This window comes from uncultured Lacinutrix sp. (assembly GCF_947500605.1).
In the GTDB taxonomy this organism is placed as follows: domain Bacteria; phylum Bacteroidota; class Bacteroidia; order Flavobacteriales; family Flavobacteriaceae; genus Lacinutrix.
On sequence record NZ_CANMSJ010000005.1, the window covers coordinates 199603 to 213608 of the forward strand.

Sequence of the window (14006 nt, forward strand, 5' to 3'; positions counted from 1 at the left end):
TCTTTTTTGTTTGTTGCTAATCTCCATCATTATCTGTGGAAGTAATAATTATAGATAGTATACTTCTAACATCTACACTAAATAATATGCCTAGTGCATCTAATTCTGTATGTAGTGTTTCTACTTGATTGGGATGAGATGTTATAGCATCGAATAAAGGTACAGGAATGGCATCAATAGCATTCTGCACATCATTAATCTTGTTTTGAATCGCTAAATTTAAATCGTTGTTTTTAATAACATGATAAGTGTAATCATCGATTCCAACTCCTTCTGTATTAAAATAAACCTCTTCAACGCTATTTATATTTTCTTTTAAAATACTTAAAGATAAACTACTAAAATAAGCTTGAGATTGATCTGGGTTTGTAGCCTGAGAGTTCTCTAGTCCAGCAGGTTTACCTATTTTGGTTATTTTTGCAGTATCGATTAGGTTGTTTAAACCATTAAACAATCTGTTAAAAGAGTCTCGAATACCAGTCTCGTTATTATCTATGAATGCAGTGGCATAATTTCCAGGCGTATTCCAAATACCTTGTAATCTTTTAGCTTGAAATTCGAACTCTATGGCAGTAAATTTCAAATAGTTTTGCCTTTTTACCGAATTTATAAACTGAGCGTTTAACGTTGTTGCATCGCTTCCAAACAATAAATACTCTAAACCAGACAGTGTTTTTATTTGCGGACTTAAACTAGCTACTAACTCTTCTGTAATAGCATCATTATTTGTAATAACGTTTTCTAAAGCACTAGGTAGAGTTGGCCAATTGTATAATGCTAAGTGCATAAACTGGTCTCTAACATCACCAATGTTAAAGGCATATATTTTACCATAGGCTTTAGCAGTTACTCTCCATTGGTTTCTTGCTAAATTTAAGTCTGTTTCTGTATAAGTAGTTAAGTAAGTTTGTACTGTAGCGTTTAGAGTAATGCTTTCTGCTGTAAAAGTATCAACACTAGGTAATATTTGTTGGTTAGTAACATCGTCTAAAAGTTGCATAACATTAAATGTAGCTTCTTGTTCTTGATTGTTATCACTATTACAGCTAAAAATTAATAATAGTAGTAGTAATACTTTAGATTTTTTTATCATAATTATAAAGAGTTTACAAAATCAATTAATTGTTGACGTTTTTGTGCAGATAGATTTTTAAAATTTTGTTTAATTGTTTCGGCTTCGCCACCATGCCATAAAATAGCTTCTTCTATATTTCTAGCGCGACCATCATGCAAAAGGTTAGTATGGTTATTAACTGTTTCAATTAAACCAATTCCCCAAAGCGGTTGTGTTCTCCATTCGTTGCCATTGGCATTAAAATCGTTTCTATTATCGGCTAAGTCGTCTCCCATATCATGTAATAAAAAATCTGAATATGGTTTTATAGTAATATTCTCTAGAAACTCACTTTCAGCATCTGTACCAGTTGTTTGGTTTATGGCATGACATCCAATACAATTAAGTTCGGAAAAAAGCATTCTACCTTGCTGCACATCTTCATCTAAATAATTACGACGATTAGGTACTGCTAAATGCGCTTGGTAAAAAATAACTTTGTCTAATTGGCTATCTGTAACTTCTGGAGTCCCTCCATTTGGAGCATCAAAGCAATCTTGTTGAGGTGAAGGACAATTTTGTTCAGAAAAAATAGAAGTGGTTAATCCCATATCGCCATGAAAAGCTCCTGCTATTTGTTGTTTTAAACTTGGTGCATTCGCTTTCCAACCATATTTACCTAAAGCTGTTGTATTTGTTTCGTAATTATAAACAAAGTTGGCACGACCAGAAATACCATCGTTATCACTATCATTTATATCTTCAAATTTTATAATTTCAATGTCTGGCAAAGCCGAAATTAAACCTAAACCAATAGTTTGTTGTGCAACTCTAGGAGATGTGTTAACACCTGCTAAAGAACCAAATTGTTCCTCTTGAAAAGTATATATTGGTTTTTGAAGCTGATATTCACTGCCATCTGCGTAAGTACCATTTATAATTTGATAGTTAACATTTATTTTAGTTTCGTATTGAATACCGTTATTAGCAAGATCTTGTAATTGTAAACCATAACCAGGAACAGGAATTGCATCTCCATTAGCATCTTGTCCGTCTAAACTAATACGCATTAAAAAGCCATTAGAATTTGTACCATTAATTAATGGAAATCCTCTACCATCTTTAAAGTGGCAAGTAGCACAAGCCCGCGCATTAAATGTAGGACCCAATCCATCTCTTCCAGTTGTAGAAGCCGGAGAGGAAACCCAAGTTTGATTAAATAATGAGTTTCCAGAAGCAAAGGTTGCTAATTGTTGAAATGATAAACCATCAATCTCAAAACCAAAAGCATTAGCACTTGTAGAGTTAACACCTAATGCACCTGTTAAGAGTTCCTCTCCTTCTATATAATTAGATGTAGGTTCTAGTACGGCTATATAATCATCATTATTACAATTAAAGAAGGTTAAAATTAGTAAAGAGAAAAGCGTTAATTGGTATTTCATATTGCAATTGTTTTAAATAGAAAAATCTCGAAACTAAATTCGAGATTTTTTAACTTTAGAAAGAGAATTATTTATAGACTAATTCCTATAGTTGTAGCAGATGCACTGATCTCGTCAGCCCAATCTTGAAGTGCTTGAACGCTTTGCATTACAACACCAAAGTTAGAATCTGTTGAACTTTCTAAGGTTATTAAATAATCGAACGGTTGCGCATTGTTAGCGATAGCGTTTACTTTTTCCATTGCATTATCGGCAGCAGCTTTTAAGGCAGCTGCTTGTGTAGGATTTGCTTGTTTTACTAAATCGTAAAATGATGCGCCATCAATAGCATTGTATGCTCCAAAAACAACATTGTAAACACCTTTTGCATTTGCATAAATATCACGATGCGTATTGTCACTAAAACAAGAATGTTCATCTTCTTGACCTAATCCTCCAATACCGTCTGTAGAATCTACAGGTGCAATAATACGCTCAGAACTTAACTCGTCACCAGCAATAAAAAAGGCACCATTAATTAATTGTTGTAAAGCAATGTCTTGATTTAAATCATTAAAAACAGTTCTATATGTTCCACCAGTAGCCCAAGTAGTTGTTAGTGCATTTAAATCGCTTACTAATAAGTTAGTTGCTACTTGTAAATATAGTGCACGTCTATCTGCATTGGTAGCAGTTGTGTAATCTGTAAATTCTCTTAATCCAGGTAAGTTTTCAGAAGGCATTGTATTGTCTTGTCCCCAAAGTAAAAACTCAATAGCGTGCCATCCTGTACTTATAGATTTATCATTTTGTCCTTCGTTTAAACCAGAAATAGTTGTTTGGTCTATTGAGATAGTAGTATCGCTTATAATACTATCGTAATTGTTAGCGTAATCTTCAGTTCCAGAAGCAACATAATCAATATAACTTTCGTCTATTGGCCAAGCATTCATTTGTCCTTCGGTTCCTAAAGACCAAGAATCAGATTCTGTATCTATAGGTCCGTTAGTTTCTCTAAAAGTTTCGGTTAAACCGTAAAATTCTCTAGCAGCTAACCATGAGGTTTTTGCTAAATCAAAATTAGTTTGGTTTGGAGTAGCAATAAAAGTATTGATGGCAGATTGCATAGTTACTGCGCTATTATAACTGTCAAGGTAGGTTTGATAAACAATATCACCATAGTTGTTTATAACGTCAGATTTACTAACGTTGTTCGCGCTATCTGTTGTATTGCTATCGTCATCACTACTACAAGAGAATAATGATAATGTTAAAGCAATGATAAAAGTTGATTTTAATAGATTGGTTTTCATATTGTTGTTATTTAGACTTAATAAAAATAATGCTGCAAATATATTTTTACTTGTAATACAAACCAAGCTATTTAGAATAAATCTTAATAATTATTATTATGATAATCTTTAGTTGATTGTAAGTCAATAGTTTTATTTGTAATTATTTTATATTCTAAATTAGAAAAGGTGTATTTATTATATAATTATATTTATCTTTACTCGCAATTAATTCCAATTGCAATGACAGCACACGAAAACAAGATAGTAGGTGAAGGTTTAACTTACGACGACGTACTATTAGTTCCAGCTTTTTCTGAAGTTCTACCAAGAGAAGTCAATATTCAAACAAAATTTACACGTAACATTACCATTAACGTTCCTATTGTATCTGCAGCGATGGATACAGTTACAGAAAGTAGAATGGCAATTGCTATGGCTCGCGAAGGTGGGATAGGTGTTTTACATAAAAACATGACTATCGAGGAGCAAGCAAACAAAGTGCGTAAAGTAAAACGTGCAGAAAGCGGTATGATTATCGATCCTGTTACATTACCACTTACAGCTGTAGTTTTAGATGCTAAAAATGCAATGCGTGAGCATGGTATTGGTGGTATTCCAATTATTGATGATAATGGCGTATTAAAAGGAATTGTAACCAATAGAGATTTACGTTTCGAACACCAAAACGATAGACCTATTGTTGAGGTAATGACGAGCGAAAACTTAATTACAGCTCCAGAAGGCACAAGTTTAAAAGGTGCTGAGATTATTCTTCAGAAAAATAAAATTGAAAAACTTTTAATTGTAAAAGGAGATAAGCTTGTTGGTTTAATAACCTTTAGAGATATAACTAAAGTAACTCAAAAGCCTATTGCAAATAAAGATACTTATGGTAGATTACGTGTTGCAGCAGCTATTGGTGTTACAGGAGATGCAGTAGAAAGAGCAGCAGCTTTAGTAAAATCTGGTGTAGATGCAATAATTATAGATACTGCTCATGGTCATACAAAAGGAGTGGTAAATGTATTAAAAGAAGTTAAAGCAAAGTTTCCAGGTTTAGATGTAGTTGTTGGTAATATAGCAACAGCAGAAGCAGCTAAATATTTAGTAGAAGCAGGAGCAGATGCCGTGAAAGTTGGTATTGGTCCAGGTTCTATTTGTACAACTCGTGTAGTTGCAGGTGTTGGTTTTCCTCAGTTTTCGGCAGTATTAGAAGTTGCAGCAGCTATTAAAGGCTCTGGAGTTCCAGTAATTGCAGATGGAGGAATTAGATATACAGGAGATATCCCTAAAGCAATTGCAGCAGGAGCAGATACAGTAATGTTAGGTTCTTTATTAGCAGGAACTAAAGAATCTCCAGGAGAAACTATTATTTACGAAGGACGTAAATTTAAGTCTTACCGTGGAATGGGTTCTGTAGAAGCTATGAAACAAGGTAGTAAAGACCGTTACTTCCAAGATGTAGAAGACGATATTAAAAAATTAGTACCAGAAGGTATTGTTGGTCGTGTACCATACAAAGGAGAGCTTTTTGAAAGTATTCACCAATTTATTGGAGGCTTAAGAGCAGGAATGGGTTATTGTGGTGCTAAAGATGTAGCAACACTTCAAGAGACTGGAAGATTTGTGAAAATTACAGCTTCTGGAATTAACGAAAGTCATCCACACGATGTAACTATTACTAAAGAATCTCCTAACTATTCTAGATAGAAATTTAAGTTTATATAGTATTGAAAAAGCGCAACCATTGGTTGCGCTTTTTTTATGTTTTCGAAAATAATATAACGGTCTTGTGTATGATTAGTTGCGTTTTTGTTTGCAGGGATTTTCCGTAGGAAAATCAACAAAAACAAAAATGCAACAACTTTAATGTATCACAAAAATAGCAATTAATTATACACGGTGTTGTAAATAGTTTTTATTTCGGTATCGTAATATTCAGGTCAATAACCTCGATAGATTCTAATTTATATTTTACAAATCTTCCGCTGATATTCGTTCCCTTTGCTTCTAAAACTATAAAATTCATAGGTGATTTTATTCTATTGTATAATTGAGTTTCAAGAGCAGAGAGTCTAAAAACAGAGAAATAACTTTTGTCTGTTTCTTTTATTACGAATTTATATTTCGCAACTTTCTTATTTTTATTATTCAGAATTTTTAAAGTAACCTCTTTAATTCCTTTTTTTTCTTTTATCTCAGAAAACTCAAATTTATTTTCAGTGACATTTTTTGTCATATTTTTTGTCTCTATAAAATATAGTTTTAAGGAATCAGATTTGTCAATATGAAAATAATGTACTTGATTTTCTTTTGTATCAAATATTCTAGATACTAGAGAATCGTTGCGGTTGTATATCTGCATATGATATGAATCATCCTCAGAATTGAATAGATTAGTCCATTCCTGATTCGGAAATAATTGAGTGGAAAAACTATTCTTTACTACTTTATCAAACTTATAGTTTTGGCTGTAGCAAATACCTATAAATAATAAAAAAAGTACGGAAAATATCGTTTTGAGTGTTTTCATAAATTATTTACAATGTGTCTCGAATATGATTCCGTTTCAATGAATTATATTCAACGTTATATTATTTTCGAAGTTAGTAGATTTTTTTTACAAAGTCAAGTTTAAACCTTTTGTAGAAAGAGTGTTAATATTATTTTAAAGAATCCCAAATACTTATGATTTTTGTTTATTTTGAAGCAAGAATTAAATTATAGTTATTGGTTGTCTGAAAACGAAATAATTTTTGATTACTAATTCGGAAAAACATCAAAACGGAATTGCATGGAAATTATTGGAAACATTATAAAGGGAGCTATTAACTTAAAAGGCGCTTTAACACCAGAAATTAATCCAATTGAAGCACAAGAAAAAGTGCTAAATAGCTTGTTAGAAACTGCCAAAGATACTTTATTTGGTAAGCATTATAATTTTGATGTTATTTTAAAATCAGAAAAACCTTCTGATTTATTTTCTAAAAACATTCCTTATTTCGACTATAATGAAATCAATGCTAAATGGTGGAATAAACTACACAATGGAGAAGAGAATATAACATGGCCTGGAAGCCCTTCATATTTTGCATTAAGTTCTGGTACTACCGGAAAAACCAGTAAACGTATTCCTGTTACAGATGCTATGTTGTCGGCTATTAGACAAGCAGGAATAGACCAAGTTACTGCACTTAGTAATTTTAATTTGCCTGCCGAATTTTTTAGTAAAGAAGCTATGATGTTAGGCAGCTCTACAGATTTAACTGAAAAGGATGATCATTTAGAAGGAGAGATTAGCGGAATTACAGCTAGTAACATTCCGTCATGGTTTAAAGGCTTTTATAAACCAGGAGAAGATATTGCTAAAATTGACGATTGGGATAAACGTGTAGCAACAATTGCGAAACGTGCAAAAGAATGGGATATTGGCGCTTTAAGCGGAATACCATCATGGATGGAGTTAATGCTAAAGATGGTTATAGATTATCATAAGGTAGATACTATTCATGATGTTTGGCCAAACCTGCAAGTGTATACTTCGGGCGGAGTTGCTTTTGGCCCTTATCAAAAAAGTTTTAATGCATTATTAGGGAAGCCTATAACGGTTATTGATACTTACTTAGCATCGGAAGGTTTTTTAGCTTTTCAAGCAAGACCAGAAACAGATGCTATGCAATTGGTTACAGATGGAGGAATCTATTTTGAATTTGTACCATTTAAACCAGAGTATATTAACTCTGATGGTTCTTTAAAAAAGGAAGCACCAAGTGTAACTTTAAGAGATGTGGAATTAAATCAAGACTATGTAGTCATTATAAGTACTGTTAGTGGCGCTTGGCGTTATTTAATTGGAGATACTATAGAATTTACAGATGTTGAAAGAGCCGAAATAAAAATTACTGGTCGTACTAAGTTCTTTTTAAATACGGTTGGGTCACAATTATCGGTAAACAAATTGGACGATGCCATTAAACATTTAGAGGAAACATTTAATACTACAATTCCAGAATATACTTTGTGTGCTAAACGTTTTAAGGATGGCTTTTACCACAGTTGGTATTTAGGATCTGAAGGTTTAAAAGAAGACAATACAACTATTGTAGAAGCTTTAGATGAATTTTTGAAAAAGGCCAATAAAAATTATAAGGTGGCTAGAGGTAAAGCATTAGAAGGTGTAAAAGTTGAGGTTATTAATACTAATGTTTTTGCAAATTGGAGCGGAGCCAATAAGAAAAAGGGAGGACAAGTTAAAATGGAGCGCGTTATGGGAGAGGATAAGTTTAAAGATTGGGAAGCTTTTGTAGCCAAGCACTAAGATTTAGATAGCTCAGCATCTCTTTGGTTTATAATTTCCATAATTTCTTCTGGAGACAGATAATACCTTTTAATGCGTGCAATGTATTTTTTATCAATATTTGCTTGATTTAAAATAAAGTCTTTGGTAATTAATATATACTTTTCCATACCAGATTTAACGGCATAAGTATCAGCAGCACGTTCTGCTTCAGCAATATGGCTGTCGGATAATATGTATTTTAATCCAAACCAGATTAAGTTTAAATTACTTCTGTTTCTATAATCCATAACATGACCTAATTCATGACCAATCCAACCTATTAAAACATCTTTTGGCATGTTTTTAGTGTAAAATACTTCGCCAGAAATGTTTACAGTTTCGCTAATATATATGTTATAAGAACGCTTTCCTTTTCGTTTAAAAAAACTACCAAAAGAAGGTTGCGCTTGCATTGTAGATTTTTTAATCTTCTTTTTAAACTCAAAATTTATTGAAGTCTCTTTTAACTCTGGATAAAAAGATAAAGCCGTTTGTATTTCGTCTCTTATAGATTCGGGTATGGTAGATTGTGAGTAAAGTGTATTAGTCATTAACAGTAGTATAATTAATTTAAATTTCATCTTCGTATTAAGATAATAGATAATAATTCAATTACTAAATATTTAACTTTAAACTAAAATATTTTAACATTATAATACTTTAAAACACTAATGTTTACTTTGTTTATTTCGGATTTAGAAGAGTTTTTTATATGAAGAGATAAGGCAGTCTAAAAACGCTTAAATAAAAATATTACTCCATATACACTTGACCACGATGTGGCTTTAATGCATCTCTAACAGGTTTCATTTCGTCTTCATTAACTACCATAAAAGCAATAGAATGAAAATCGTTAATAGTTTCAAAACCAGTAATGTTTAAGCTTATTTTTTCAATAGCTATATATTCTTTTAAATGTATTTCGTGATGTTGGGCAATTTTTAAACCATCAGGTCCTTTAAAATCCCATATTAATTTTAGTTTACGCATGTGCTACAGATGTGCCTTTTTCGGCAAAGTTTTTAAAATCGTTAAGATAAGCCATAGATTGTTTTTTTATAGACTTAGGAGCTAATAAAATCATTAAGCGCATATTAAAAGTTGTAGGTATAAGCTCGCATTTACAAATCCATTTAGTATGACCTTCTATTGTTTGTTTAAAGTAATTATGCTGTATAGTATGCATTCCTTTTGCGTCGTAATGCATGTGATATTCATGAGGGAATGAGTTTTTGGTAACGGTCTCAAAAAGTGAGATTTTTCTTTTCCCAAAACTATAGTTTAGTTTCATCTTTGTTCCAATTTCTCCAGGATCGCCAGAAATATGCTCAAAACTGTCTAGACCACGTTGCCAATGCTTCATATTGTCGTGATTATCGAATTTTTCGATAAACTCTTCAATAGGAATATTTACAATAATCTGCGAAGTGTACTTCATTTTAATATAAATTGAAGTTGCAAAACTATGCAAATTACTAGCAGTAGTTATTAAAGCAACGCTAAATGATTTTTTTATTCGTTAAAAGGACTGCGTTAGCATGCAGTTAACGTAATTTACTTGCCAAGCGTGTCTATTTATCTACAATAAACATTCTTTATCTATCGTTTTGTATTGTACTTGCATTATAGGCTAATATTGTTATTTTTGCAAGACTTTATAATATCTATATATAATTATGAGATTTAAACATTTACCATTCTTTTTTGCTTTTATTTTTGGATCTATGTCTTTAGCTCAAGCTCAGGATAAAGCAGTGCTTTTTACTATTGAAGAGACGCCAGTTTATGCTTCAGAATTTATGAGAGTTTATAATAAAAATTTGGACTTAGTAAAAGACGAATCTCAAAAGGATATTGATGGTTATTTAAAGCTTTTTATTAATTACAAGCTAAAATTACAAGAAGCAAAACGATTAGAATTAGATAAAAAGCCAAGTTATTTACGTGAATTCGAAAGTTATAAAACGCAATTAGCTAAAAATTATGTAACCGATAATAAAGTGACAGATGCTTTAGTGGAAGAGGCACACAACAGGTTGCAAACAGAAGTTAACGCAAGTCACGTTTTAGTAAGAATAGACGAAAATGCGGAGCCACAAGATACATTAGCAGCGTATAACGAAATTGTAAAATTACGTGAGCGTGTTATTAAAGAGGGTTATAAAAATGTGCAAAAATCTGTACATAATGGAAAAACAATTTTTGCAGAAGATTTAGGGTATTTTACAGCTTTTAAAATGGTGTATCCTTTCGAGAATGCAGCTTACAATACAAAGGTAGGTGAAGTATCACAACCATTTAGAACGCGTTTTGGATACCATGTTGTTACTGTTTTTAATAAACGTGAGGCTAGAGGAGAAGTTTCTGTAGCACACATAATGATAAAAACAGAAGCGGATAATAATAAAGAGAGCGAAACTAAAATTAACGAAATATACAAACGTATTCAGCAAGGTGAAGCGTTCGATGCGTTAGCAAAACAACTCTCTGAAGATAAAAGTACTTCAAGCAAAGGCGGAATGTTAAAGCCGTTTTCTAGTGGCGAAATTAGTGCAGAAGAATTCGAAAAAGTAGCATTCGAATTAAAAAATATAGACGATGTTTCAAAACCTTTTAAAACGCAATTTGGATGGCATATTGTAAAATTAAAAGATAAAAAGGGAGTTGCGCCTTTGGCAGAAATGAAACCGCAATTAGAGTCTAAAATTAAAAGAGATTCACGTTCTAAAGTTATTAACGACTCTAGAATTAAAGCCTTAAAAGCAAAGTATACTGTTACAGAAAATGCTAGCGCTTTAAGTTATTTTAAAGGAATAGTAAATAAAGACTATCTTAATAAAAAATGGAGTTTGCCAGAGGATTTAGAATCTGAAAAAGAGTTTGTTAAGATTCAAGAAAAAGTAATAACTTATAAAGATTTTGGTCAGTTTTTAGTTAAGAACCAGCGTAATTATAATAACACAATTACTATAGCTGCTGTTTTAGATAAGGTTTATGAAAGTTTCTTAGAAAACGAATTGCAAAAATATCAAGAAGAAAATCTAATGACCGAGAATAGTGATTACGCTCAAATTGTTGGTGAATATAGAGATGGTTTATTGTTGTTCGATTTAATGCAAACCGAAATTTGGGATGTTGCCAAAAACGATACTATTGCATTAGAAGAGTACTATAATACAAACAAAGATAATTATTACTATCCAGAACGTGTAGATGCGGTAGTAGCTTCTTCAGCTAAAAAAAGCATTATAAAAAAGATTGCTAAGTTAATGAAACAAGGCGCAGATACTAAGACTATTAAAAACTTAGTAAACACTAAAGATCAAGTAAATGTTAGTTTCTCTTCAGGAGAAATGGATAAAGAACATCAAGCATTACCAAAGCAATTTAACTTTAATAAAGGAGTTTCTAAAGTGTATAAACATAACGATGGTTATATAGTTGCCAATGTTAATAATGTTTTACCAAAAAGCATAAAAACATTTAAAGAAGCTAAAGGTCGTGTTACTAGTGAATACCAAGAATTTAAAGAAGAGAATTGGCTTAAAAAACTAGCTTCATTATACACGGTAAAAGTTAATGAAGACGTTTTAGATAATGTAAAACAGACTTTAAAAAAATAATATGTTTAAACGAATTGTATTGTACGTAATTATTGGTTTAGCCTTCGCTTCGTGCGAATATTTCAAGCAAGCCGAAACTCAAGATGCAATTGCTCGAGTAAACGAGACTTACTTGTATAAGCAAGATGTTGAAGATTTACTTCCCGAAAATTACACAAAGCAAGACAGTACAGTTATTGTAAATAATTTTATTAATAATTGGGCAACAGAACAATTATTGGTTCAAGGCGCAACTTTAAATTTAGACGAAAATACTCAGGAAGAATTTAACGATTTAATAAACCAATACAGAAGCGATTTATATAGCAAAGCATATTTAGAAGCGTTAGTTTATAAGAACTTAGATACTGTAGTTCCTAAAGCTGAAGCAACAAAATATTACGAAGCAAATAAACAAGCTTTTAAACTTAATGAAGATCTTATAAAATTTAGATACATTAATATAGACGAAAACAGACTCGATTTTAGCGAGGTTAAGCAAAAGTTTAAGCGATTTAATTCTAAAGATAAACGCGAATTAGATTCTATAGCAATTCAATTTAAATCTTATTCGTTAAACGATTCTGTATGGATAAGATTAGGTCAAGTAATTACTAAAATACCAACAGTTACTGCAGATAATAAAAATGAACTGTTAAAAAAATCTAATTTTATACAAAGCAAAGACTCATTAGGACTATATTTGATGCAAATTAACGATGTTTTACTTAGAAATGCCGAAGCACCTTTAGAGTACGTGCTGCCAACAATTAAGCAGATAGTAGTTAACAAACGAAAATTAGAACTAGTTAGACAGCTAGAAAAGGATATTACAAAAGATGCAATTAAAAATAAACAATTTGAAATTTACAATTAATTTGAAACACATAATAGCAGTTTGCTTAACACTTTTTGTCGCTAATGGAATATTAGCTCAAGAAATTATTGACGAAACAATTAAAAAAGAAGAGGTTGTAGATAGTATTAAGCCAACAACAGATATTAAAGTAGATGGTGTATCTGCAGTAGTTGGAGACTATATTATTTTGGAGTCTGATATCGATAAAACGTTTTTACAATTAAAAGCGCAAGGTGGAGATCCATCTGTAATTTCTAGATGTCAATTATTTGGAAAACTTTTAGAAGATAAATTATACGCGCACCATGCAATACAAGATAGTATTGTTATTAATGATGCCGAAATTCGTTCTTATGTTGGACAACAACTAGAGCAAATAAAACAACAAGTTGGTGGAGACATGCAACAGGTTTTAGATTTCTACAAAAAATCTGACGAGCAGAGTTTAAGAGACGAAATGTTCGAGATTAATAAGTCGCAAAAATTAGGTTCAGAAATGCAACGTAAAATTATCGACGAAATAGAAGTAACTCCAGAAGAAGTACGTCAGTTCTTTAATAAAATACCTAAAGAGCAACGTCCTACATTTGGTACAGAGCTTAAGGTAGCGCAAATAGTTATTAAGCCAGAACCAACACAAGAAGAAATAGATAACGTAATTGTTAAGCTTAAAACTATTAAAAGAGAAGTAGAAGAAGGAGGGAATTTTAGATCTAAAGCCTTATTTAATTCAGACGATCCTGGTTCTAAAAAAGATGGTGGTGCATTACCTCCAATGAATAGATCTAGACCTAGAATGGTAAAAGAATTTAGAGAAGTAGCATTTTCTTTGCAAGAAGGTGAAATTTCAGAACCATTTAAAACACAATACGGTTACCACATTATTTTACTTGAGAAAATTAGAGGTCAAGAATACGATGTTAGACACATTTTAATGATTCCTGAAGTAGCCGAAAGTTCTGTAAAAGCTGCAAAAGAGAAAATTGAAGAAACTAAGAAAAACATTGAAGAAGGTAATATTTCTTTCGCAGATGCTGCAAGAGAAGTTAGTGACGAGGTAGAAACTAAGTTTCAAGGTGGACAATTAATTAACCCAGCAACTCAAGATTATAATTTTGAACTAACTAAAATAGATACAGAAATCTATGTAAAAATTCAAGATCTAGAAAACAATACAATATCAGATGTTCTTGTAGATAGAGATGAAATTGGAAATGTACAATTCAAAATCCTTACGGTAACAGATAGAATAGATGAGCACGAAGCAAACTACGCTAGAGATTACCTTAAAATTAAAGAATTAGCGCTTAACGAAAAGCGTTTAGATGCAATAGCAAAATGGCAAGAAGAAAAAATTCAAGACACTTATATTAAAATAAGCGGATCTTATAGAGATTGCGATTTTACTAACAATTGGCTTAAAAAATAATATA

Annotated in this window: 12 protein-coding genes; 5 read left to right on the forward strand and 7 right to left on the reverse strand. The window is 31.6% G+C overall.

Features of this window, described 5'->3' with window-relative positions; translation table 11 throughout:
* Nucleotides 1-16: 16 nt before the first annotated feature.
* The 3 genes from Q0935_RS09490 to Q0935_RS09500 all read right to left on the reverse strand — a co-directional run bounded on the left by Q0935_RS09490 (nucleotide 17) and on the right by Q0935_RS09500 (nucleotide 3791).
* A complete protein-coding gene (locus tag Q0935_RS09490; protein WP_299385229.1) occupies nucleotides 17-1093 on the reverse strand; it encodes an imelysin family protein in 1077 nt (358 codons plus the stop codon).
* A 2-nt stretch (nucleotides 1094-1095) separates the two neighbouring features.
* Complete coding sequence (locus tag Q0935_RS09495) at nucleotides 1096-2499, reverse strand: di-heme oxidoredictase family protein (RefSeq protein WP_299385232.1); 1404 nt, start codon at nucleotides 2497-2499, stop codon at nucleotides 1096-1098.
* A 71-nt stretch (nucleotides 2500-2570) separates the two neighbouring features.
* Nucleotides 2571-3791: an imelysin family protein gene (locus Q0935_RS09500; protein WP_299385237.1), complete on the reverse strand. Its 1221-nt coding sequence runs from the start codon at nucleotides 3789-3791 to the stop codon at nucleotides 2571-2573.
* A gap of 222 nt (nucleotides 3792-4013) precedes the next feature.
* Between Q0935_RS09500 and guaB the strand changes: the two genes are divergently transcribed.
* Nucleotides 4014-5483 (forward strand): IMP dehydrogenase, encoded by a 1470-nt coding sequence (gene guaB, locus Q0935_RS09505; RefSeq protein WP_299385241.1) that lies wholly within the window; start codon nucleotides 4014-4016, stop codon nucleotides 5481-5483.
* Between the two features lie 208 nt (nucleotides 5484-5691).
* Here the strand turns inward: guaB and Q0935_RS09510 are convergent, their stop codons facing one another.
* Nucleotides 5692-6306 carry a hypothetical protein gene (locus Q0935_RS09510; protein ID WP_299385244.1) on the reverse strand — a complete coding sequence of 205 codons (615 nt, stop codon included), beginning with the start codon at nucleotides 6304-6306 and terminating at the stop codon, nucleotides 5692-5694.
* 261 nt (nucleotides 6307-6567) lie between these two features.
* Here Q0935_RS09510 and Q0935_RS09515 point away from each other — a divergent pair, with 261 nt between their 5' ends.
* Nucleotides 6568-8091, forward strand: a complete 1524-nt coding sequence (locus Q0935_RS09515; protein WP_299385247.1) for a GH3 auxin-responsive promoter family protein — start codon at nucleotides 6568-6570, stop codon at nucleotides 8089-8091.
* On the opposite strand, the gene Q0935_RS09520 is transcribed toward Q0935_RS09515, so the two are convergent.
* The 3 genes from Q0935_RS09520 to Q0935_RS09530 all read right to left on the reverse strand — a co-directional run bounded on the left by Q0935_RS09520 (nucleotide 8088) and on the right by Q0935_RS09530 (nucleotide 9550).
* Nucleotides 8088-8663, reverse strand: coding sequence for a hypothetical protein (locus Q0935_RS09520; protein ID WP_299251838.1), 576 nt, complete (start codon nucleotides 8661-8663; stop codon nucleotides 8088-8090). The two genes, Q0935_RS09515 and Q0935_RS09520, sit on opposite strands and share 4 nt — an antisense overlap.
* A 202-nt stretch (nucleotides 8664-8865) precedes the next feature.
* Nucleotides 8866-9102, reverse strand: coding sequence for a hypothetical protein (locus Q0935_RS09525; protein ID WP_299385249.1), 237 nt, complete (start codon nucleotides 9100-9102; stop codon nucleotides 8866-8868).
* Nucleotides 9095-9550: an SRPBCC family protein gene (locus tag Q0935_RS09530; RefSeq protein ID WP_299251844.1), complete on the reverse strand. Its 456-nt coding sequence runs from the start codon at nucleotides 9548-9550 to the stop codon at nucleotides 9095-9097. The genes Q0935_RS09525 and Q0935_RS09530 overlap by 8 nt, the downstream gene beginning before the upstream one ends.
* 238 nt (nucleotides 9551-9788) lie before the next feature.
* Here Q0935_RS09530 and Q0935_RS09535 point away from each other — a divergent pair, with 238 nt between their 5' ends.
* The 3 genes from Q0935_RS09535 to Q0935_RS09545 are packed head-to-tail and all read left to right on the forward strand — an operon-like array spanning nucleotide 9789 to nucleotide 14002.
* Nucleotides 9789-11735 carry a peptidylprolyl isomerase gene (locus Q0935_RS09535; RefSeq protein WP_299385252.1) on the forward strand — a complete coding sequence of 649 codons (1947 nt, stop codon included), beginning with the start codon at nucleotides 9789-9791 and terminating at the stop codon, nucleotides 11733-11735.
* Nucleotide 11736: 1 nt separating this feature from the next.
* The gene (locus Q0935_RS09540; RefSeq protein WP_299251850.1) at nucleotides 11737-12591 is read left to right on the forward strand and encodes a peptidyl-prolyl cis-trans isomerase; all 855 of its coding nucleotides are present in this window, start codon (nucleotides 11737-11739) and stop codon (nucleotides 12589-12591) included.
* A gap of 1 nt (nucleotide 12592) precedes the next feature.
* Nucleotides 12593-14002 carry a peptidylprolyl isomerase gene (locus Q0935_RS09545; RefSeq protein WP_367181450.1) on the forward strand — a complete coding sequence of 470 codons (1410 nt, stop codon included), beginning with the start codon at nucleotides 12593-12595 and terminating at the stop codon, nucleotides 14000-14002.
* Nucleotides 14003-14006: the final 4 nt, after the last annotated feature.